Source organism: Thermosinus carboxydivorans Nor1, assembly GCF_000169155.1.
Taxonomy (GTDB): domain Bacteria; phylum Bacillota; class Negativicutes; order Sporomusales; family Thermosinaceae; genus Thermosinus; species Thermosinus carboxydivorans.
Genome location: NZ_AAWL01000014.1, coordinates 34,453 through 55,751 on the forward strand (window position 1 = coordinate 34,453; position 21,299 = coordinate 55,751).

17 protein-coding genes are annotated in these 21,299 nt (G+C 45.4%); 4 read left to right on the forward strand and 13 right to left on the reverse strand.

Going from position 1 to position 21,299, the window contains the following annotated elements; translation table 11 throughout:
• The first annotated feature begins 60 nt into the window (after positions 1 to 60).
• The gene (locus TCARDRAFT_RS10040; RefSeq protein ID WP_040683312.1) at positions 61 to 444 is read left to right on the forward strand and encodes a hypothetical protein; all 384 of its coding nucleotides are present in this window, start codon (positions 61 to 63) and stop codon (positions 442 to 444) included.
• A gap of 12 nt (positions 445 to 456) precedes the next feature.
• On the opposite strand, the gene TCARDRAFT_RS10045 is transcribed toward TCARDRAFT_RS10040, so the two are convergent.
• On the reverse strand, positions 457 to 1,989 hold the full coding sequence (locus tag TCARDRAFT_RS10045; RefSeq protein WP_007289878.1) for a hypothetical protein: 1,533 nt from the start codon (positions 1,987 to 1,989) through the stop codon (positions 457 to 459).
• 404 nt (positions 1,990 to 2,393) lie between these two features.
• Here TCARDRAFT_RS10045 and TCARDRAFT_RS10050 point away from each other — a divergent pair, with 404 nt between their 5' ends.
• The gene (locus TCARDRAFT_RS10050; RefSeq protein ID WP_007289879.1) at positions 2,394 to 3,467 is read left to right on the forward strand and encodes an AbrB family transcriptional regulator; all 1,074 of its coding nucleotides are present in this window, start codon (positions 2,394 to 2,396) and stop codon (positions 3,465 to 3,467) included.
• A gap of 22 nt (positions 3,468 to 3,489) precedes the next feature.
• Here TCARDRAFT_RS10050 and larA read toward each other — a convergent pair whose 3' ends face one another.
• Genes larA through TCARDRAFT_RS10070 form a run of 4 tightly spaced genes read right to left on the reverse strand, consistent with a single transcriptional unit; the run spans position 3,490 to position 7,308 of the window.
• A complete protein-coding gene (gene larA / locus TCARDRAFT_RS10055) occupies positions 3,490 to 4,755 on the reverse strand; it encodes a nickel-dependent lactate racemase (RefSeq protein WP_007289880.1) in 1,266 nt (421 codons plus the stop codon).
• 57 nt (positions 4,756 to 4,812) lie between these two features.
• Positions 4,813 to 5,781 carry a 2-keto-3-deoxygluconate permease gene (locus tag TCARDRAFT_RS10060; protein ID WP_007289881.1) on the reverse strand — a complete coding sequence of 323 codons (969 nt, stop codon included), beginning with the start codon at positions 5,779 to 5,781 and terminating at the stop codon, positions 4,813 to 4,815.
• A gap of 33 nt (positions 5,782 to 5,814) precedes the next feature.
• Positions 5,815 to 6,126, reverse strand: a complete 312-nt coding sequence (locus tag TCARDRAFT_RS10065) for a UxaA family hydrolase (protein ID WP_007289882.1) — start codon at positions 6,124 to 6,126, stop codon at positions 5,815 to 5,817.
• An 18-nt stretch (positions 6,127 to 6,144) separates the two neighbouring features.
• Positions 6,145 to 7,308, reverse strand: coding sequence for a UxaA family hydrolase (locus TCARDRAFT_RS10070; protein ID WP_007289883.1), 1,164 nt, complete (start codon positions 7,306 to 7,308; stop codon positions 6,145 to 6,147).
• 209 nt (positions 7,309 to 7,517) lie between these two features.
• Between TCARDRAFT_RS10070 and TCARDRAFT_RS10075 the strand changes: the two genes are divergently transcribed.
• A complete protein-coding gene (locus TCARDRAFT_RS10075; RefSeq protein WP_007289884.1) occupies positions 7,518 to 9,464 on the forward strand; it encodes a sigma-54-dependent Fis family transcriptional regulator in 1,947 nt (648 codons plus the stop codon).
• 167 nt (positions 9,465 to 9,631) lie between these two features.
• Here the strand turns inward: TCARDRAFT_RS10075 and TCARDRAFT_RS10080 are convergent, their stop codons facing one another.
• The 5 genes from TCARDRAFT_RS10080 to TCARDRAFT_RS10100 form a co-directional block, all read right to left on the reverse strand.
• Positions 9,632 to 11,293, reverse strand: a complete 1,662-nt coding sequence (locus tag TCARDRAFT_RS10080) for a GGDEF domain-containing response regulator (protein ID WP_007289885.1) — start codon at positions 11,291 to 11,293, stop codon at positions 9,632 to 9,634.
• Between the two features lie 441 nt (positions 11,294 to 11,734).
• A complete protein-coding gene (locus TCARDRAFT_RS10090; protein WP_007289886.1) occupies positions 11,735 to 12,157 on the reverse strand; it encodes a universal stress protein in 423 nt (140 codons plus the stop codon).
• Between the two features lie 63 nt (positions 12,158 to 12,220).
• A complete protein-coding gene (locus tag TCARDRAFT_RS10095) occupies positions 12,221 to 13,291 on the reverse strand; it encodes a YeiH family protein (RefSeq protein ID WP_007289887.1) in 1,071 nt (356 codons plus the stop codon).
• A gap of 299 nt (positions 13,292 to 13,590) precedes the next feature.
• The gene (locus TCARDRAFT_RS16425; protein ID WP_408643049.1) at positions 13,591 to 13,794 is read right to left on the reverse strand and encodes a hypothetical protein; all 204 of its coding nucleotides are present in this window, start codon (positions 13,792 to 13,794) and stop codon (positions 13,591 to 13,593) included.
• 31 nt (positions 13,795 to 13,825) lie between these two features.
• On the reverse strand, positions 13,826 to 14,215 hold the full coding sequence (locus TCARDRAFT_RS10100; RefSeq protein WP_007289888.1) for a DsrE family protein: 390 nt from the start codon (positions 14,213 to 14,215) through the stop codon (positions 13,826 to 13,828).
• A gap of 204 nt (positions 14,216 to 14,419) precedes the next feature.
• Between TCARDRAFT_RS10100 and TCARDRAFT_RS10105 the strand changes: the two genes are divergently transcribed.
• Positions 14,420 to 15,304, forward strand: a complete 885-nt coding sequence (locus TCARDRAFT_RS10105) for a LysR substrate-binding domain-containing protein (protein WP_007289889.1) — start codon at positions 14,420 to 14,422, stop codon at positions 15,302 to 15,304.
• A gap of 294 nt (positions 15,305 to 15,598) precedes the next feature.
• Here the strand turns inward: TCARDRAFT_RS10105 and TCARDRAFT_RS10110 are convergent, their stop codons facing one another.
• The 3 genes from TCARDRAFT_RS10110 to TCARDRAFT_RS15835 all read right to left on the reverse strand — a co-directional run bounded on the left by TCARDRAFT_RS10110 (position 15,599) and on the right by TCARDRAFT_RS15835 (position 21,027).
• Positions 15,599 to 19,381 (reverse strand): vWA domain-containing protein, encoded by a 3,783-nt coding sequence (locus tag TCARDRAFT_RS10110; RefSeq protein WP_007289890.1) that lies wholly within the window; start codon positions 19,379 to 19,381, stop codon positions 15,599 to 15,601.
• Between the two features lie 436 nt (positions 19,382 to 19,817).
• The gene (locus TCARDRAFT_RS10115; RefSeq protein WP_007289891.1) at positions 19,818 to 20,645 is read right to left on the reverse strand and encodes an HNH endonuclease; all 828 of its coding nucleotides are present in this window, start codon (positions 20,643 to 20,645) and stop codon (positions 19,818 to 19,820) included.
• Positions 20,646 to 20,796: 151 nt separating this feature from the next.
• Complete coding sequence (locus tag TCARDRAFT_RS15835; protein WP_007289892.1) at positions 20,797 to 21,027, reverse strand: (deoxy)nucleoside triphosphate pyrophosphohydrolase; 231 nt, start codon at positions 21,025 to 21,027, stop codon at positions 20,797 to 20,799.
• Positions 21,028 to 21,299: the final 272 nt, after the last annotated feature.

The window sequence follows — 21,299 nt, forward strand, 5'->3', positions numbered from 1 at the left end:
ATACTCAGGTCCGGGATATTTTCGGCTTAACGGCGAAAAAAACGAAACAGCAGCCACCCTATGGCGAAAGCACCGGCCAACATGATGCCGAGGGGCAATACGACAAAAACAATCGCGGCCACTGCAGCGGCAATAGCCAGCTTTGTCAGCCAACCCCCCCCGCCAGTCCAGGGTTATATGACGGATAAACACGCCCCGGCCCGCGTGGTGGCTCTGGTTATAATCCCGCTGCTGTTCTCCGACATCGATGGTAATGCCGGTAAACCGGTCCCGCTCGTCAGGAGTCAGTACCTGCACATCGGCTTGGGCCTGACGACAGCGGTCACATACCCTCTGCGCGTCGCCCGTTTCGGCGCCGCATATACTGCAACGCATAAACTCCTCCTACTCAGGAATTTAGCCGGACGCTGCGGCCCGGGGATTCTGGGCAATGCAGCGCCCTAAAGATAACAAAATTTAAGACGAAAACAAGGAAAAGACAAAACCTTCTTCATTTAAATAGCGGGGATCATGTTTTTCCAGTTGAAGCAATTCACATAGCTTGCCGCGGTTAGTATAAATGCTTCCGGCCGATATCCCCAGCTCCTGAGCCAGTGGCTCCGCCGGAATGCCCACCGGTAGATTAATCTGGGCAAAAGTATAAATAACGGCGGCCGCCCACGCCTCAGGCTTGCGTATCGTTGCCGGCGTAAGCTGACAGTAATCATGCCAAAGTTTTTGCGCCAGTTTAATATCATAGCAGGAGAAACCGTACTCAGGCATTACCCTGGCAATGATCGCGCTAACGTCCTGGTTAGGTTCCCGCACAGAAACAATCGGCGGAAAACGGCGGTCGGTGAGATGCCGGGGCGTCACATTGACTTTGGCCAAAGTAGTGAGAATGTCGATGGTGTGGCGAACGGCCGCACTATGGCGCGTCAAAAACTCCGTCCAGGTAGCTCCCGGCTGCTGCAGTTCATAAATCTGTTTTTGGCGAATAACCTCTTCGCGCAAGCGCCGGCGCAAATTGGGACTCACTTCTACGCTGGTAACGTAGTTAATCATGGTACGTTCCCGCTGGAAAATATGGCCGGTGAAAAGCAGCCGTTTAAGAAGGCGGTAGTCCATATCCGGATAGGGAAGTTCAAACTTCTCCTCGGTAAAAAGATTGACGCATTCCACCCATTCCTGGTTAACAATACGGCTTACATAGAAAACGCAAAATTGGGCATTTATGAAATCACTGAGAATAAGCCGTTCCTCGGGAGCTAGTGTCTGGTCGTGAAGTTCATGGAAATACTGCAGTGGGGTACGGTCATTGGCAATAAGATGATAGTCGAACAGAAAATAATCCCAAAACCCCAACCAAAACTCGTCCTCCTCTTCGTCCGGAATGTCAATCATCGGCCCAGTATAAAGCATGAGCGCCCGGTGAAAATCATCGCGAAATTCTTTTTGCTGAAAAAAACTTCCCAATTTATGCATCAGGCGTTCTACCACTTCTCCGATTAGCGGCGCTAATTCAGGTAACACACCTTCTTCCAGCATCTTGTCAAAAGGCGCCGCCTGTTCTCGGGCCGGAGGGCGGAGGGCGTCAAGGTTAACCTTGCGGCCGCCGGCAATAATCTCGGCTGCCCGTTCCAGTTGTTCGGTATTGAGAATAATGCGCCTGTTCGCCAAATACTTATAAAAATCCATGAGAATACCAAAAAAATAGCGCACCGGTTTCAAGGATTTTTTAAAACCAGCGAAATGGTGATCCATCCACTTTATGGCCTCGGCATACTCCCAATCAGGCATGGCATCCAAAAACTCGCTGTAATCCGTTTCAGCATGGGCCAGATAAGTCTCAAACATCTGCAGGTAATGCCAGGTTTTTTGCAGTTCGTCATCACTGACTCCCTGCCACGCCTTATGCCGAAGATATCCTTCCACCCACTCGCGTTTAATGACAGGCTGCCACTCGATATTCTCTTCGTAAAAGGATCGAACCAGTTCGTAAACATTCATAATCTATAATCAATAATCTCCTTTGTAACACAGCAGTTTTCCTTTCATTATATCATTTTTCTTTGCTGTCAACCAGAGTGATACCCTAACCATCTACGAACTTAGCACGCCCTTTGTATCGGACAGGCACTGCCAGCATGGAAAAAAGCCCGGCGTAAGGGCGCACTTTTCCCGAATCCCTGTATTGTTTCCGCTGTAGCTTCCTGAATCATAAAAATACGACAGAACTATTGCTAAAAGTTCTGTCGTATTTTCGCTTTTTTGTAATATTTTTTATTTCCGGCGCCTATTACCCGTCTAGCGCTTCCTGTCTTCAAAAGCGCCTTTTGCTTTATTCGCGCATTGTCACCGTTCACTTTAAAAAAACAGCGAAATCAGTTATATTTTTTAAAAGGTGATAATTTATGCTAGCAAAGTCCTTCCCCGTGTTTTTTGTTGCTTGTGCCGGCGGTGCATTGTTCAGTTTTAGCCATATTCCGCTTCCCTGGACACTGGGACCGATGGTTGCGGCCGTTTTGTGGAAAACTTGGCTTAAAAAACCTGTTTACTGGCCGAAAAAAATGCGGAATATCGGTATGCTTGTTCTGGGGTATGTCATGGGAAGTCCGTTTACGCCTGAAACAGGCCACCAGATTATTGGACAACTCCCAACAATGCTTGCCGCCACATTACTAATTGTTGTTGTCTGTCTGGCAACAAGTTATCTTGCCGGCCGGGTAACCGGCATCGGAACGGCCAACAGTCTAATTGGTGGTATGCCGGGCGGACTGTCGCAAATGGCCATGATCTGCGAAGAAACAAAAGGTACTGACGTTTCCGTGGTAACGATTATGCAAACCATTCGCCTGCTTACCGTCGTATTTACCGTACCCTTCGTGGCTTTGCACGGAATAGCCGACAAAACCAGCGCCGTCAAGCCTCAGGCTGTACCAATTACGATACAGGATATCCCGATGCTTTGTGTATTTTTCGTGGCCATAACTTGCGCAATCAGTTTTATTAAACACATAAGATTTCCCAGTCCGTATGTTATCGGACCAGTCTTAGGCACCGCCGCCCTGACCTTGGCCGGGATCCATGCACCCGTACTGCCCCCTCCGGTCATAGCGGCAGCGCAAATATTGGTCGGCATCAAAATGGGCCTCGACCTAGAAGTTACCAGGCTGAGCAACTGGAGAACAATTGCCTTATCCAGCTTTGCGAGTGTTATTGCGGCCATTTTCTTGCTTTTGGGCGCAGCCTATCTGTTTTCACTATTAACATCAATTCCGCTAATAACCGTTTTTATCAGCATGGCCCCCGGCGGAATGTCCGAAATGGCATTGACGGCTATGATCGCCAATGCCGACTTATCTACTGTTGTGGCCTATCAGCTGTTCCGCCTGCTGTTTATTTTGGTTGTTGCCGTACCAACCGCCCGATGGTGGCTCTCAAGAAATGAGCAAAATTTATGCAGTAGTATCGGCATCCACAAATAAGAGAACAACTAAATCAGCGTCTTTATTTTTTCACATATGGTATGGTCAATGGTCCAAGCGGCAACACGGCTATTGTCGCGTCTGGGCCATATTTTTTCAGGAGCTCATAGAGCGTGTCTTCAATACTGTGAATCGGAGTAAACATGGCCCGGCGGACGGTATCGTCATCTAAGGTCGAGTACAAGTAACACTCCGCTTTGAGCTGAATCATTGCCTGAACCTGTACCTGCCACTGATCAAACATCAAAAATGACGGGTCATTGATCATGTCCAAAAGCTCCTGCGGGGTAGATCTCATCTGCAAAATCTTAGCATAATTACCATGGTCAGGAACGCCGTCAGAACACTCCGACGCGCTGATAATACTACCACCCTGCTTTACAATTTGCGCGGCCGCACTCATCCCCTTCACTGTCTGGTACAGGTTTTGATCCAACGGATATCCGGAATTAGTGGTAATGACAATATCAAATGGGCTATCTACAGCATACATGGCATGTTCCTTGACGAACTCGCAGCCAAGACGATGCGCTTTGATAACGTCGCCGGCAAAAACGTTAGTTATCTCTTTTTTACCATTAAGCGTCACATTTAGCATGAAGTCCGGCTTCGCCATTAGGCAATTCTGGGTTGCTGCGTCCTGCAAAATATTACCCTCAATGATTCCCCAAGTACTGTTAGGATGGCCAATCATTTGGGCATTATGAAAATCCAAAATAGTGCTGATCCCGGCAACTCCCGGCGAAATACCTTTTGGTCCGCCTGAAAATCCTGCAAAAAAATGGGGTTCAATAAACCCGGTAACAATTTTAAATGACGCCTCCACATAGGTCTTGTTCAAATATACCTTGGAGCCATAGCCATTCACGCCAACAAAAGTCAGCTCCGCATCGTCAAAGGCATTGTGGTTGATAACCCGGTAATTCTCCACTACCTCGCGACCAAGCATGCTGATGAGTTCTTCCCGAGTATTGGCGCGATGGCTGCCCAGACCGTTAATAATCACAAAGTTTTCGCGCGGCACATGATTGAGTTCTTCAATCAGCCATGGCACCAGCTTATGATTGGGGGTCGGCCGGGTTATATCTGAAATAACAATAGCCACCGTATCCGTTGGTTTCACCATGTCTTTCAATGGCGGTGTGCCAATGGGGTTGCGGATAGCAGCTAAAACAGCCGCCTTTTCGTCGGCCAAGCCCTCAAGATGGCGGGGCTCGATTACAACCGCCTGGTCCGGAACGCGAATGACTAAATCAGTACGACCATATGCCAATTTAACTGTCTTCACAACTATTCCCCCATATCTATATATTTGATATTATGTTTGATATTCACTTACCGAGAATTAGCCACCAATCTTTTGGTTTTCGCAAGTTTTTACCCGTTTAGCCCACCAAGCTGTAGCAATTGGCACTAAGATTGCGGTTACGATGACGCATGTAGCGACAAGCATGGTTGCAGCAGGGGCCACCGGGGCATAAGACTTGTCGATCGCCGCAATAGCGGCTGGTACGGCGGCTGCGTTGCCGGCAGTGGAAGCGGCCGCAATACCGGCAATTCCGTTGCCGCCCGTGAGCTTGTCGGCCAAAATTAGTACGGTGCCTGTAATGACAACGACAGCAACGCCCATTAGTATTCCAAGCAGTCCGGCCTTCCAAACATTCATAAAGTTCAGAGTATTACCAAGAGCAAAAGCGAAAAAGGGGATCATTACCGGAACAGCTCGGGAAAGAAACTCGCGCATATCACGGTCTAGATTGCCGAGAACCATGCCGATAACAAGCGGTAAAATCGTCCCTATGAAAGCAGGCAGGGGAAAGTCGGCCAGACCAGCAACTCCAAGGGTAACCATGGTAAAGAACGGGCCTGATTCCAGACTCATAAGAGAATAAGCGGCAGCTTCTTCTTTACGGCCAAACTGGCTGATCAGGGCCATATATAAACCGCCGTTGGTGTCATTCATAGCTGCGACAATAGCCAGAACGGAGAGCCCAGCAAAGAAGCCGGATTGGATGCCAGTGGCGGGAATGAACTGGGCAGCCAAAATCCCTAATGTGGCTCCGCAGAGAAGTTTGGCGCCAAGCAAAGCCCCACCTTTTTTTAGGATATACGGCGTAGCCTTAAGGTCAATAGTAGCGCCGATGCAGACGAAGAATACCGACAAGATCGGTAACGCTCCAGTCATCCAGGCATTGGTAAAAGACCCGAGCGTTTTACCAAGATTGGGGAAAAAGGTATTTATTAATGCTCCAAGTAAAAGGGGAATAATCATCATGCCGCCGGGAACCCGTTCGATGTTTTTTTTGATTTGCATAATACTCCTCCTTGTTAAATTATTTTTGCTTTTTTAGCCGTCCTGCCGGGTAGCAATAGCCACCTTATCGCCACGTCCCCGACAGCTTTCGAGGTTGTGGACATGGACATGCTGGCCGGATTGAATATCTTGGGTGGCTAGCCCAATAGTTTCGCCGTACTTAATAATTGGTTGCCCTGCAGGAATGTTTTGGAGTGCAATTTTGTGACCGAAAGGGATACGTTCGGTCGCCAATACAGTAATAGTCTTGCCATCGATTTCAGCGGTGACTTCTGTAGGCGGTTCTACGGTCTCCACTACGGTACAGACATTGTCAATAGCTTTCATGATTATTGCGCGCGCCATGCTATCCACTCCTTTTACTCACATTGTCGGACCGATGCGATTGATGGCAAAATCATTGAAACCTAAAACTTCTGCTTTGGTCAGTTTGCCGGAAGCCACTTTGAGTATTTCGCGGAAAATACGTTGCCCGACCTCTTGCACTGTTTCTCTGCCTACAATGATGGTACCGGCATCGAGGTCAATATTGTCGTTCATCCGTTCAAACAGTTGGGTGTTAGTAGAAACCTTGATTGTCGGCGCAATCGGCGAACCGCAACAAGTCCCCCTCCCGGTAGTAAACACAATAAGGTGACAGCCGCCAGCTACCATCCCTGTCATTTGTTCAATATCCTGACCAGGGGTATCCATCCAAATTAGTCCTTTCTGGGTTATAGGATCGGCATAACCGATCACGTCTTGCAAGGGTTTAGATCCTGCCTTATAGATACAGCCAAGCGATTTTTCTTCAATAGAGGAAAGACCGCCTTCGATATTACCTGGCGTAGGTTGTCCGCCGCGCATATCAACTCCCATTTGTTTGGCCATATCTTCACACCGTTTAATAACCTCAAAACATTTTGCGGCTACCTGGGGATTGACCGCCCGGGAAGCGATGATATGTTCGGCGCCGATTATTTCTGTTGTTTCAGCAAGAACCACTGTACCACCAGCGTTTATTAAAAGATCGCTGGCATAACCAAGAGCCGGATTGCCGGATATACCGGAACAAGCATCCGAACCGCCGCACTCTGTACCCAAAATTAGTTCCGCGGCATCAATTAGCTCTCGTTCTAAACATGAAGCCTCGCTAACCATTGCGCGTGCAGCGCTAACACCGGCGGCAGTTGCTTTGACCGAACCACCTTCATCCTGGATTATCACCAGATGGACCGGCTTGTAAGGGCACTGTTTTCTTATGGCTGCGGCAATATCTTGGGCGCGGATGGTCTCACAGCCTAACCCGACAACAACTACGCCGTATACGTTAGGATGCGTGCCATGATTTACAAGCACCCGGAAGGTAAGTTCGGCGTCCGCCCCCAACTGGGTACAGCCATGTTGATGTTCCACCCACGTCGCTCCAGCTACTTGCTGGGCAATTCCACGGGCAACCCGGTTAGCACATACTACTGAAGGAATAACCAGCACATGATTGCGTATCCCCACCTTCCCGTCTGGGCGTCGGTAACCACTGAACTTCATTTAGATACACCCCCTTTACTGATTATTTAGCGGCAAATTAATGCTTAGTTTGCCGCAAACTGTTCTATATGCATAAACCGTGCCAGCAGGATTAAAACAGAAAGCGCGGAATATCTCAAAAAGTACTGTATTATTTTTGAACATTTGTAAAAAAACTTACTAAAATGTTCAAAAATAATACAGTGGTCAAATTTCAGGAGGAAATTGGGATGACCAAGATTGCGTTTATTGCGCCGTATCCTGAACTGGCGATATTGGCGCGTGAGGTCTGCGGCGAAAAGTATTCTGATGTCGCAATCTTCTATGGTTTGCTGGAAAATGGGCTTATTTGCGCCCAAAAAGCCTTGAGCGAAGGGTTTCAAGTAATCATTAGTAGAGGGGGAACCGCCAACTTAATCCGAAACCATATTGGCATTCCTGTTGTAGAAGTGCGGGTAACAGGCTATGATATTTTACGGACGTTCAGCGAGTTTATAGGTACAAATAAAACCATTGGGGTAGTCGGTTACCGCAACGTTGTGGAAGGCTGCAGGTCGGTAAGCCAGATGTTGGGGATACCTTTACGTGAGATGCTAACACTAAATAATGAACGCCCTGACTGGGAGGTCATGCGGGCTTATTTGCAAGCGCAACTGGAAAGAACACCTGTGGATGTAGTAGTAGGGGACGCCTTGGTTGTGAGCAAACTCCTTCTTGAAGTTCGCGAGGTCAGACTCATCATGTCAGGTGCTGAAGCTGTTTGCGAAGCCATCGAGGAAGCCCAGCGAATTATTAAAGTCCAGGACAAGGAAAAAAAATCAGCTGAGCAATTACGCACAATTTTAAGTTTTATCCACGATGGTGTTATTGCGATAGACAATACCGGGAAAATTACCGTCATTAATCCCAGCGCCGAAAGTATTTTTAAGCTAAAAAACACCCAGGTGATTGGTAAAAATATCAAACAGGTTATACCTAACACCAAGATGCTTGATGTCCTAAAGCATGGTAAGGCCGAAATCGAACAACTGCAAAATACTCCTTCCGGAATGGTAGTGACTAACCGTGTTCCCATTGAGATAAACGGCGAAATTATGGGCGTAGTAGCAACTTTTAAAGAAGCTGGACGCATTCAACAAACAGAACAAAAGATACGTACAAAGCTGTATTCCCAAGGTTTATATGCCAAGTACTCATTTGAAAACATTATGGCATGGGATCCAGAGATGCGCCGGATTATCGAAAGAGCCAAACGCTATGCGCGGACAGACGGCACCGTGCTTATTGAGGCTGAAAGCGGGTGCGGCAAGGAACTATTTGCCCAAAGCATCCACCAGGCCAGCAGCAGGTGCCGGGGCCCGTTTGTTGCTATCAACTGTTCGGCACTTCCGACACAGCTTTTGGAAAGCGAGCTTTTCGGGTATGTTGAAGGAGCTTTTACGGGAGCCCGCAAAGAAGGCAAGCCGGGACTGATCGAGCTTGCGCATGGGGGTACCCTCTTTTTGGACGAAATTGGCGATATGGAACTTACCTTGCAAGCCCGTCTGTTGCGGGTTTTGGAGGAACGGCAGGTTATGCGGTTGGGGGCTGACAAATGGCTTCCAGTAGATATTAGGATAGTGGCCGCAACCAATGCGCCGCTAAAACAACGGGTTTTACGAGGACAGTTTAGGATGGATCTATTTCACCGGTTAAATGTTTTGAATCTGTCAATTCCCCCCTTGCGTCATCGACGGGAAGACATAATACCTCTGGCAGAATATTTTTTAGCTGAATTTGCTAATAAGTATGGTCAGCGTCCTATTGAACTAACAGCAGCAGCCAAAGACATTTTGCTGCGGTATTCTTGGCCGGGAAACGTCCGGGAATTGCGCAATATTATGGAAAGAATTAGCCTGGTATATGAAGAAGCACAAGACGTATCAGCTATATTGCGCGACTTTCTCGGTAACAGCGATTATTGCAATAATTCAGACTATAGCACTCTGGAATTGGCTAAAACCGGCATGCTGGCAGTAACACCAGAACGGTTCTTATTACCACAGAGCATTAGAGATATGAAACGACAGCTAGCTATTTCTACCTTAGCGGCATGTGGAGGAAACAAGAGCAAGGCAGCAAAGCAGCTAGGCATAACAAGAGCTACCTTAGACAGATTGTTGCGCCAGCAAGAATAAAAACACGATAAATGGTTCTGCAATTAGCTGGCAAACAGACTGAGTTTGCGACACACTCCACATGCAGCGGACCGTTTTATTGAATGAAAAGAAAACACATGGCTATCTACCCTTCAAGCATTATAAAAGTAAACCCTGGGTTACCCCAGGGTCGATAAATTCAATAACTATTCACATTTATCACTATACCGCACACAATTCCTGCCAGCGGCTTTGGCCTCGTACATCAGGGCGTCCACCCTTTGCATCAATGTATCAATCGTATCTCCCGGACAATAACCGACCACTCCGAAGCTGGCTGTTACCCTGCCCACCCCCGGAATATCCATTTGGCTTAAACTTTCCCGAAGTTCTTCCACTAAAACTACAGCCTTATTTACTGTTGTTTCCGGCAGTAGCATGACAAATTCTTCTCCGCCCCAGCGGGCCAGGGTATCGATTTTGCGGATTCTATTCTTAATCATTTCTGCCATGCTTTTAAGAACTAAATCTCCAGCGTTATGGCCAAAGCGGTCATTGATGCTCTTAAAGCGGTCTATATCCAGCATGACCAGGGAAAACTTACTGCCTGCCCGTTTGGCGCGCTCTATTTCTTCTTCCAGTTTTTGTACAAAATAGCGGCGGTTATAGACGTTTGTCAAGGAATCAGTTACAGATAATTGACGCAGTTCCTCTTCCATTTTTTTGTACCTGGTAACATCAGTAGCATAATGAAGATAAATGTCCTCTCCCAACGGAATCCACCAGGTATCCCAGATGCCCCCTGCAAACTCCACTTCGCTGTTTATTGGTGCATTTTTATCCAAAGCTTCGTCTCCGCGGCAGAAATAGCATTTCGTACCAAGCAGCGGCGAGCCGTTTTTTTCTAATGCCTCCCTGTATTCATCCGACAGGTATTCCCCGCCAAGGACTCTTTCCCAGCAATAATCTCCGACTTTTGTCCCAAATAATGATGCCGCCGCTTTATTCTGTGCCAAAATACGGTGCTCCTTTGATACCAGCCAGGCCGGACTGGGAATGCCCTCCAGCATCAGGCGGAGCATTTCGTCTTTGCGCCTGTTTTCCTCTTCCATCGCTCTGCGTTCAGTCAGGTCAACAACCGACGCCAGACATAATTTTTCTCCCCCGTAATCGAAAAGCTGCAAATTTATTTCCACAGGGTACAGAGTACCGTCCTTCCGGCGGTGTACTGTATTAAATAAGACCTGCTCCTGTTCCCCGCTGACCAGTGGATTAAGGAGTTTTTGGAAACTCTCCAGGTCAAATTCTGGTTTGAGGTCGAGAGGGGTCATGGTGTTCAGTTCTTCAATTGTATATCCCAGGTTTTTTCTGGCAACGCGGTTTACAGCAACAAATTTTAAGGACTTCGGATGAAAAATATAGAGTTCATTTAGGGAGTTTTCAAAAAGCCGCTCAAACATCCTAGCATGGGCATTTGCTTCATGAAGTTTCACAGCCATTTCCACTGTGGATAGCAATGCAGCTTTGTCCGTGTTTTTTAACACGAACCCATAAGCCTTAACCTCTTTTATTTTTTCAATAATTTCCCCGGATGTGTTGGCGGTGAGAAATACAACGGGAATATCCCAGGATTTAAGTATTATGCGGGCAGCATCTATTCCGTCCATTTTCCCCGCCAATTCGATATCCATCAGAACCAGGTCTGGCGGGATGCCGCCACTTATCTTTTGCACCGCTTCTTCCCCTGTAAAGGCAGTTTCCGTCTCATAGCCGTTTTTGCGTAAAAGATCCGAAATAACCAGCTGCGTTAAGCGGCTGTCTTCCACCAGCAGTATCTTTTTATTTTTCAAAATATTCCCCATCGGCATTATTACACCCCTAAATAACACTCTACTCTGCCTTATTATATTAGATTTTAAACCTCGCCACAAGGGAACTCAGCTTCTCTGCAATTTCCGCCTGAACCTGGTAGTTTTAGCTATACCCTCCACAGCTTTGGCTGTTTCTGTAGCACTGTTGGCAATTTCCTGGAAAGATGCTGTGGCTTCTTCAATGGCTGCCGCCACTTTTTCACTGTCAGACTATGAACGCCAGCTTTTAAAAACATTTCTCGCCAAAATAGATCAGTTGCAGTCAGAAATTGGCGATAATATTAGCAATTATAATGATCTGGCGCAACCATTTAAACTTACAATCGAAAATTTAAACGCGAAATGGGTGTCGTCTACATAAAAGACGACGCCCATTTCGCGTTCTCTTTTCAGCAAAGTATTATGCCCAGACACTTTTTTTAGGGAAAATCCCTGCTGTCACTCCCGGATGACCATAACCGGAAGCTTGGAATAGCTTACGACTTTTTGCGCCACACTGCCCATGAGCAACTTTTTGAAGCCCCCTAAGCCGCGGGTCCCGATGACTATTAGATCCACCTGGTTATCCTCGGCATATTGCAATAACTGTTCTGTCGGATTGCCCTTCAGGATCACCGTCGTAATGTCACACCCGAGCGTTGACCCATAAGCCTGTACCTCCTGCAGCAAAGGCTGGTAGTACTTCTCTGCCTGCTCAAGTTCCTCTACTTCGCCTCCGCCTGGGCTGAAATCCGGTAAATGCACAACCGTCAACGTTGTGACCTTGGCATTGAGTTTCCGGCTTAAATCCAGGGCGGCTTGCAAGGCTTTTCTGCTGCTTTTTGAACCGTCAAAACCAACAAGAATGCTGCGAATATCCATTAAGAAAAACCCCCTTTTATTTTCATAGGACTTTTTTAGCAGTCGCTACGTCCAGATTATTACTCAGAACTGCAAAGTAAAGTAAGAAACGACGGACAGTACAAGTGAAGCAGCAAACATAGCCGTTAAGGGACGCAAGGCTCGCTTTTTCAGGTTAGCAAGATGTACATTCAATCCTAAACCGACCATAGCTGCAGCCAAGAGAAAGGAGGCAATGGTGGAAATGGCATTTAAAACGGTTTGCGGGATCGGCAAGTATGTTCCCATGAGGCTGGTCAACATGAACCCGACAAGAAACCACGGGAACGGGGCGCTTTGTTTGACTCCGGCATTTCCTTTCCGGCGCATCCAGGAAGCCAGAATAAAGCTCAAAGGAAGCATGAGGAAGACACGCCCCAACTTGGCAAGCAGTCCTTCTGCCAAAGCCTCCGTGCCGGCGGGTGCCGCCGCAGCGGCGACATGAGCAATCTCATGCAGACTGACACCGCTCCATACTCCGTATTCCACAGGACTCAAGGGAAGGTAGCCGCGCAAGAAAGTGTAAGTGAGAGTAAAAACGGTGCCCACAAGTGCAACGATGCCCACCCCGATGGCGGTTTCTTCATCATCCGTATTCAGGATCGGAGCAACCGCGGCAATGGCTGCCGCCCCGCAGACCCCTGTTCCGATCCCCAGAAGAAGGGACAGCTGTTTTTCGGCCCCTATCAACCTGGCAACCAGCATCGTTACTCCAATGGCCAAAACGATGCTCAGCGCATCATAGAGCAGTAGCGTCATCCCCTTATGCAAAACAACATCAATATTTAATTTAAAGCCGTAAAGGATGATGGCAAAACGCAGTATTTTGTGCCCCGAAAAGCGGATTCCTTCCCTCAAGGACACGGGATATCCCTTTATATTTCGGTAAACGACAGCAAGCAGGATCGAAGTTAACATCGCCCCGACATGATTTAGCCCTGGAAGATAAGCCAAAGCAGTTCCTGCTGCGGCAATGGTCAGAGTAAACAGAATGCCTAACGTAAACGGACCCCAGTTTGTTTGTTCCGCATCAGGTGCTGAAAAAGACACTTCTTTCCTCACTTGTCGCAACACATCCTGGTTGCGAAGTGAAGTCTCTCTTTCTTGTTGTAACATTCAACGTCCTCCTTCATTGTCTGATACTCCCTGCAGGTTTGACATGAACCACTATAAACGACTCATGACTAAGCGGTCAATATCGATATCCTATACAGACAATAAGGAAGACTTATGATACAGAAAGCGGGTTAGCCCATAATGCTTCGATGTTGGACGAAGCTTACCACGTTAGAGCCGCAAAAGGGATGAATGTTGTATGCAGAGTGGTAAAGAGGAGTGAATACAAGCAGAGCCGGGGAGATTCATCAGCTTTTCTAAAGGGGCCAAATGATGTACCGCCGATGAAGCTGCCGACGCTAGGCAGGCAGTAGACAGGCGCCAGGGGGTTGATATGGAGCCCGATGTCCTGGCCGTGAGGATGCCAGGGTTGTAACCAAACCGACTTGGTGTTCAAGCGCAAGGCGCAGCCGGTCGATATCCGCCCGGTTGTCCGTTGGAGTCGGAGGCGAAAGCTGCAAAAGAACCTTCCGGGTCAAAGGGTCTAAGTCACCGAGGTCCACTTGAATTTGTTCACACAAAATTGACGCTTATTCAAGGTTTGACATAACCGTAACCCTCAGCCTGTTTCTTGACGATCTCCGTAATACCTGCCGGGATGACGGTCACGAAGGGGTGGAGAGACTTCTCTTCCACGGCATTCATCTTCAAGGCATTAGCACAGGCAAGAAAAGGAATGCCCAGCTCCCGAAGCTCCTGCATGTCGCGCAGGAGCTGTTGACGGAATTCACCGCTCCAGGTTGGCGGCAGTTTTTCCCCGATCTCCGGGGAAGTAGCATAGAGAAGAACCGCGGGGCCGTTGGCGACGACCTCAGCTTGGATGTTTTCTGATCCGATGTCTTTAATCAAGTTGCGCAGGTTAAGCAAAGCGACAGGCCAACGGTTAAGCTCATTAACGTGAAACAGAATCTTGTAGGGCAACATCAAAAGACCTCCTTCCAGTAATTTTTCAACATTGTAACTTGAATGGGGAGACGGAAAATTGTAGTGATTTGTCGAGCAATCGAAATACCTTATTCGTAGTATTAAGAAATCAAATCTTTTCGCCGGCGTATTCTGTGCTATCCACTTAAATTTTGATTTATAATAATCTAAGGTAATGGTCCTTTTAAGGAAGGAGGACAACTAATGATTGTTGACACACTCAAAGTATTCGTCACCGTCATCGAACAAAAAAGTTTTTCGCGTGCAGCCGACATCCTATATATATCTCAACCCAGTGTAAGCTTACACATCCGGAACCTCGAAAATGAACTGGGAACAAAACTCCTTCATCGATCATCGAAACATGTAGAGCCAACCCAGTCTGGCGATATCCTCTATCAGCACGCCAAAAATATTCTCTTGCTTTATGAAGAAGCCAAACAGAAGATCAACCTGTTGAAGAATGAGGTTACAGGTTCTTTAAAAATTGGTGCCAGTTTTACCATCGGGGAATACATCCTTCCAGCACTCCTGGCAGAGTTGGCCGTCCAGTATCCCAAAGTTGATATAGAGGTTACTATTGACAACACGGAGGAGATTGCCCAGAAAATCCACTCCAATCACCTTGACATTGGACTGGTGGAAGGGAACGTTAGTCATGTGGATTTGAATATCCAAACATTCGCCAAAGATGAAATGATTTTAGTGGTGTCAAACAATCATCCCTTGGCCCGTCTGCCCGTTGTCACAACTGAAGATTTGCAAGATCAGGTATGGATTCTCAGGGAAAGCGGATCCGGTACCCGTGCTTTTTCCGACCTTCTGATTGAGGATTTAGGACTACGAGTTAAGCGATCTTTTGTTTTTGGAAGCAATGAAGGGGTGAAACAGGCGGTTATTGCAGGCCTGGGCATCGCCCTGGTTTCCTGTTTAATCATACGCAAAGAGTTAGATGCAGAGGAACTAACCGCTTTACGCATCAAAGAAAAACGCCTCTTCCGCTCCCTGTCTATCATAAGGCCAAAAGAGCCAACAACCTCCAAAGCGATAGAAATATTCATGGAAAAACTCCTATCCTCAGAAAAATAACCGACCGGGATTTATTATCTGAGATACCGGTCGGGCGATGCTGTATATATCTCAAAATGGTTAATTTGCTCTTTATTCCTAAAGTCTTCACCATCGGCATTAAAGCTAAAAAGCCTCGCAGCCTCTTAATACTAAGATTTCAACTATTTCTTCCTTGTATTCTTGCCACACACTCAACATGCTTCGTGGGGTGAAAAGCCGTTAAAAGAAAACACATGGATATGTTTCCTTAATTGTTATCCTATAACTGCATAAATTCTGTATAGGTTAAGAAGTAGAGTTTTTATCTCAAAACTAATATTCCATATCCCTCCTCTCTGCTTCTTTATCCTCTCGTATTGCCTCGTTCTCGTAGCCCTCCGCAATCTTTGTTAGTACACCAGCAGTTCTTGGGTAACGAATAGCCCATTTGTCTGCATATTGTCGGAATCTTTCAGCTAACTCTCTTTCTTGTTGTCCACCTTCAAAAAGGGATTTGGTAACCGTTCCTCTTTTGTTATAAATACCTATGCTGAATCCGTTGTCCAATTCTTTACTCTGGATTTCATCAATTATTTTGCAGACTGGTTCGGGGGGCCAAATATTATTATCTTCACTTCTTGCATGTGCTAATATTTGGCCAATGTGAGAGTCACCAACCTCTCTTCGTTCTGATTTTTCGCATAATTCTCTTGCGTTTACTACCCATGCTTTCAATTTCTCATAGTCTATTTGCCCGTTAATATCACTTCCGGGAGGAGTTTTCCAACTATGAAGCAAGTCATATGCAAAACGCGCACGTTGCTCTAATAATTCTTGAGGAAGGGATTCTTCCTCTTCTTTTGGGTCGTTATCTTCATTCCTTGGTTTATAAACGTACTTAAGAACTTCAACAAAAAACTCAGGTTTATTTGATAATTCCCTATGCAACGTTTTGGGAGGTCGCGCACTAGCCACCCCTGCAAGAATAGGTAAATATAACCACTCCAATCGAGCTATAACTTCCTCATCTATCTCAGTAGATTTATCCAGTTTATCAAACAATTTTTCAATATCATAAGATCTGAGCCTTTGAGAGTCATCTGAACTCGCTTCCGTAGCTGCCTTTTGAAGCACCTGTGCGATTAATATTGCTGGGATTTCTTCTGCAAATAAAGCAGCACAATCAACAGCTGTAAAATATCTCTTCACACGAAGTAACTGATGTATGGCATAAATTTTATCTTCTACTGGTAAATCGAAAATCCGCAATGTACAGTGTCTCCAGTAAGCTTCTTGGACTGCTTCATCTGATGACTCTAACAAATCCCACACCGTACGATTTTGTGGAAATGCCAAAAAAAGATTAACGATCTTATTGGGCTGCCATTGTTGCGAACGTGCTTTTTCAACTAGGCTACTTATCCACTCATCTCCTTCTTTTAGAGCTCGTTGAAGTATATAACTTTGAACAAAATCGACTTTCTTATTTTCTTCCCCTTCAAGCAAAGAAAACATTGCCTGTTCTTCCTCGATACTTATACCTGCTTCAGATACTGTAATACCAACTTGCCAAGGATTGTTAGTATGTTCTGCAAGCTTTACTAATCCTTGAAATCCGTCCTTACTCTTAATTGCTTTTACCGCTTCTAATCTACGTTGTGCAATAATAAGTTCTAATTTTTTGTAATCACCTCTTTCTTTACCTTCGGGGAGGCTAGGCCAATGTTCATCAAAGAGCCAGCTAAAACGCTTTATAGTATCTTCTGGTTCAAGAAGAGAGTAAGCTACTTCTATTTTTCTTAATTCTTTTTCCGAAAGAGCCCAATCAGCATCAGAAAAAGAGCGGTGTCTTGACAAAAGGATTCTCAGGCTATTCCACAATTCGAGACGGCCATTGGAGATTTCCTTTGCATTGGACAGCAGTTGTTCTATGACATTGCTTCTGTCTTCCGGCGGTAAGATAGAAAAACTTTCAATAACTTCTGCCCATCGATAACCATTAGTGCCAACATGGATAAGCAAGCGGCTTGTTACTGCTTTTATACCTTCCAAATGCTCGGCTATACTAATTTCAACGTCTGTTTTCTCGGAAAACTGCCTCCAGCGTGGTTTGTGGGTAGGGGTGCAAGTATCATGGTAACGTGGCATTAAACTAACCAAAAGATCCCACCCAATTTCAGGTTCTCGCTCGATTAATGTGTCTATAGCCTCCAAACGTTGTTCTAGAGAGGCATATGTATTAGGGAACCATAATAGAAAAATATCACGTAGACTGTTAATTGGCCTATTGGATAATTTCCCTCCCGGGTCTAACTTCGCCAGCTTCCCTAAAATGAGGGTTACACGTCCAAGCAGTAGTGGATTCCAAGCCAAACCTTCTAACGCCCACAGTAAACCAGGATGAGCGCTGGACGAACTTATTAGACTCTCTGTTTCTGAAAACATAGCCATGATAGGTTTATCATCTTGAGAAAGTGACAATTCCACCGCCTCGAGAAATGATAAAGGAGATGCTTCAGCAATTAACGGAAGCACATCAGATAGAGAATACCAGAGCTTCCAGTCTGCATCGCACAACAATTCCGATACTATGTTATCAACATATGTCTGAGTCGTTGACGAAACAGGTATTCCTGTATCATCGCCAAAGACAGCTATGAGAACAAGCGTCTGGGCAACTCCTTCTCGCAAAGTTTCTGAATATATCATCTCCTTCCCGTATATTGGGGCTAACCAACGATTTTTTGGTTCAAGTTCAAGAGCAGGGTTTCTTATCCCGAGGACTTTTAGCGCAACCGTTTTAAATGTTTGAAGGTCTGCTTCAGTTAGAAACGGAGCAAGTGCAAACCAGGCGTCTATTGGTGATACCAGACGCCAAAATTCGCCAATCTTCAGTATTGGGGTATCTGATTTATGCAGCCATGTTGATAGTTTTTTAGAGAAATCTTCATAAGTTTTTCCTGCAAGTTGACCGATGATATTCTTGTCTTCTTCCTTTTTTTCTGTCCAGCGCCCTACCAAAAGCGCAGGAATGATATCTCTAGCCGTATCTGCTTTAGCCCATTCGGGCTGATTAGCTACCTTTATTAATTGTCTGCGAAGTACAGTAAGGCTTCGACCTGTTTCTTTGGAATATTTTTGAGAGTCAGTTTCCGGCAAACCCATCTTTTTTAGGGCATCAATAAATGCCTCACGGCCAAGCCGAGGGAGTTCAATTTTTTCAGAGGTAACTTTATTATCTGGACCTAATGGGATGAAGACATGATGTCCCCTTTGTGTGGCCTGAGAAACCCCTTCAATTTCTTCAAATCGCGGAATAAGCAACAGTCCTTTTCTTCCGGTTACAGTTATATGTCTAAAGGATTCTGTATTCTCTAGAACAATAGCCTTGGACAAGAAAAACTCTCTTTCTATTTCCGGTAAGGTATTTATTACCGATGCCAAAAATGCTAGAGCTTCGTCACTCGTTGCTGCTTGTACCGCAAGTGGTGAGGGAGAAGAACCCAACCACTTGCGAACCGATTCAACTTGTTTATCTCTGCCTGCCACAACAACTTCTGATGTAAGAGGAGGATTAGAGATTGAACTCCATTCGCTCCAGAAAACCTCAAGTGGTACGGCACCTTTCGGATATATTCCTAAACGTCTGGCTAACCATGAAGCCACAGCAGGAGCCTGTTCAAGCCACTCTTCCAATACTCTCGCATCGTAAACCCTAACATCTTTCCAAAATCCTTCATTTATCTTTTCTGTACACCATTCATCTTTTTTTATCCAAATTCTAGGAGTAACAAAAATAAAAGTTGTTTCTCTAGGATTAACTCCCAAAGGGTTTTCTTTTCGTTTCTGGTAATCCTCTTCTGCTTTCTTCTTGATATCTTGGTTAGTCCCAAATTCCCATACAGAAAGACCTTCGGGAAGGTATTCGTTACCTACAGTCGTTTCAAGGATCCCGTCCCAGCCAGGATAAACAATGCTATCTCCGGCGGGGATATTTATATGAGAAATATCAATTGCAGTTGCTCGTATAAGGCGACGGATTACAAGCGGCAGATATTCCTGGCAATCTCGTCTTGAAGCCCAATTCCCGAGAGTAGTAGTATCGATCCATTGCATGTAAACTACACCCCTTTTAGTAATCTCTCTACCGATTTTAATAAAAAATTTCACCCTAAACCTGAATTTATATTTACTTACCTGACCAAATGATTCGCTCTGGTCAGGTTATAAGCCAAATCCTATGCCAATGAGCAAACAAGTCCCCTATATCGGCTGGGATTCGTAATTTTTTCAATAAACTGGTTCTTGCTTCTTCACCATCTCAAAATAGTTGGGGGATACTCCGAACCGAAGCTGCTCTCCGTGTTGTTTTAGGTCCTTAGTCTGCCTTTGACCGGAACACTGATACGCCCTAACCCTTATTCTCCAAGTTTCTACTATCTTTGAAAGCCGGTTTTTTCTTGTCGATAAGGTACATTCTCGCTTTAATACCCCCTGAAAACAAATAAAGTGCACCTTTTTTATTAGGTACACCTAAATTATACCATATTTTTCATACAATTATGGCAACTTTTTTAAGCTTCGACCTATCCTCTTCAAGGTCTAAGCTATGCATTTTTCTATGACAGTTTGGGCATAAAGCCACAGTATTATCTAGAGTATCAGTTCCACCTCTTGATAACCATTCTATATGGTGTGTTTCTAAATATGGCTCTCCATCTTTATTTTTAAACGGTGCCTCCCTTTCACAAAGCTGACAAATGCCATTTGCTCGTCTTTTGGCGTATTCTGAAACATAAGCATTGCGTTCATATATAGTTGTTACAGCATTTCTCACGCTTGTTTTTTCTGACTGTGACTCTTTTGCTCTTTTGGCAAGCGTTTCATTATCTAATCTTTTAGCTTGCTTTTCCTTTTCTTCATATTTAGTTTGAATTAAAGAGGAGTCAACAGCTATAGCCGCACTTTCCTGAATAACTTTAACTGGAAATATCCAGACTTTTCTTGGAACACCATCTTCCCCTTTTTGCACCTCTTGATAAGGTTTTTCAACAAGTTTTACTTGTCCCATATATACATACTCTTTTTCTTTAAAAACCTCAAAGAGATGCACATCTACTCCGTTTTCATTTGACTCTGCTAATGTTCTATTCTGAGCAAAATTCAAACTTTGGTCGCCGTTTTTTCCCATACCGGTATAATGAAGAACATCACCAACCCATTTGTCTTCATAAAGTCCCTTAGTATGGTCCGAGATAATGACTAAGGTATTAGTTTTTTGGGAACGCCTCATTCCGCCCATATTCCCACACTTAAAAATATCAAGCAGACGATCGTGAGTAATAACTTCGCCAATTTTTAATCCTGGGTCAAAGCTCATTGCAACTCCTCCTTTAGCTTCTTAACAAAAGGAATGTCTGCCGGGGCAAAATCGTAGTTTTCTAGTTCATATGGTTTTACCCACTTTATTTGACTGTGTGCCGTCGGTTTATATTCACCATCAATCCATTGTGCCTTATATGCGAGGAGTTTTATTTCTTCCATATCATATTGATATACACTTTACCAAAGAAATCATTCACTTCAATGTTAATACCAAGTTCCTCGTTAATTTCACGTATCAAACATTCTTCCGGAGTTTCGCCAGACTCAATTTTACCTCCAGGAAACTCCCATTTACCGGCCAACTTTTGATTTTCAGCCCTTTGAGCTATCAATACTTTCCCATCATTTATAATAATCGCTGCAGTAACTTCTTTCATGTGTTGTATCTCCTGTTCGTGCAAAATAACGGATAAACCCCTTAATTTTGGAGTCTTGTCTTAAAATGCTCACTATCTCACAGACACACGTGTTTTTTCACGCTTTCTCATATGCGAGTATAGCCCATGCTTGTCATATGTCAAGGCACGCTTCGCTCTGCTAATAGCAGGCCTTGACATCATGACTGCGCATAAGCTTTAGTGCCATTAGCGAAAGCTTGTTAAACCTTAACTATAAACGGGCTTTTTCCGGCAACCAAGGCGTTAAACCT

What these genes read in the sequence shown, in the direction of transcription:
- TCARDRAFT_RS10040 (WP_040683312.1), top strand. Translation starts at nt 61, where the DNA reads ATGGCGAAAGCACCGGCCAACATGATGCCGAGGGGCAATACGACAAAA.
- TCARDRAFT_RS10045 (WP_007289878.1), bottom strand. Translation starts at nt 1,989, where the DNA reads ATGAATGTTTACGAACTGGTTCGATCCTTTTACGAAGAGAATATCGAG.
- TCARDRAFT_RS10050 (WP_007289879.1), top strand. Translation starts at nt 2,394, where the DNA reads ATGCTAGCAAAGTCCTTCCCCGTGTTTTTTGTTGCTTGTGCCGGCGGT.
- TCARDRAFT_RS10060 (WP_007289881.1), bottom strand. Translation starts at nt 5,781, where the DNA reads ATGCAAATCAAAAAAAACATCGAACGGGTTCCCGGCGGCATGATGATT.
- TCARDRAFT_RS10065 (WP_007289882.1), bottom strand. Translation starts at nt 6,126, where the DNA reads ATGGCGCGCGCAATAATCATGAAAGCTATTGACAATGTCTGTACCGTA.
- TCARDRAFT_RS10070 (WP_007289883.1), bottom strand. Translation starts at nt 7,308, where the DNA reads ATGAAGTTCAGTGGTTACCGACGCCCAGACGGGAAGGTGGGGATACGC.
- TCARDRAFT_RS10075 (WP_007289884.1), top strand. Translation starts at nt 7,518, where the DNA reads ATGACCAAGATTGCGTTTATTGCGCCGTATCCTGAACTGGCGATATTG.
- TCARDRAFT_RS10080 (WP_007289885.1), bottom strand. Translation starts at nt 11,293, where the DNA reads ATGCCGATGGGGAATATTTTGAAAAATAAAAAGATACTGCTGGTGGAA.
- TCARDRAFT_RS10090 (WP_007289886.1), bottom strand. Translation starts at nt 12,157, where the DNA reads ATGGATATTCGCAGCATTCTTGTTGGTTTTGACGGTTCAAAAAGCAGC.
- TCARDRAFT_RS10095 (WP_007289887.1), bottom strand. Translation starts at nt 13,291, where the DNA reads ATGTTACAACAAGAAAGAGAGACTTCACTTCGCAACCAGGATGTGTTG.
- TCARDRAFT_RS10100 (WP_007289888.1), bottom strand. Translation starts at nt 14,215, where the DNA reads ATGTTGCCCTACAAGATTCTGTTTCACGTTAATGAGCTTAACCGTTGG.
- TCARDRAFT_RS10105 (WP_007289889.1), top strand. Translation starts at nt 14,420, where the DNA reads ATGATTGTTGACACACTCAAAGTATTCGTCACCGTCATCGAACAAAAA.
- TCARDRAFT_RS10110 (WP_007289890.1), bottom strand. Translation starts at nt 19,381, where the DNA reads ATGCAATGGATCGATACTACTACTCTCGGGAATTGGGCTTCAAGACGA.
- TCARDRAFT_RS10115 (WP_007289891.1), bottom strand. Translation starts at nt 20,645, where the DNA reads ATGAGCTTTGACCCAGGATTAAAAATTGGCGAAGTTATTACTCACGAT.
- TCARDRAFT_RS15835 (WP_007289892.1), bottom strand. Translation starts at nt 21,027, where the DNA reads ATGAAAGAAGTTACTGCAGCGATTATTATAAATGATGGGAAAGTATTG.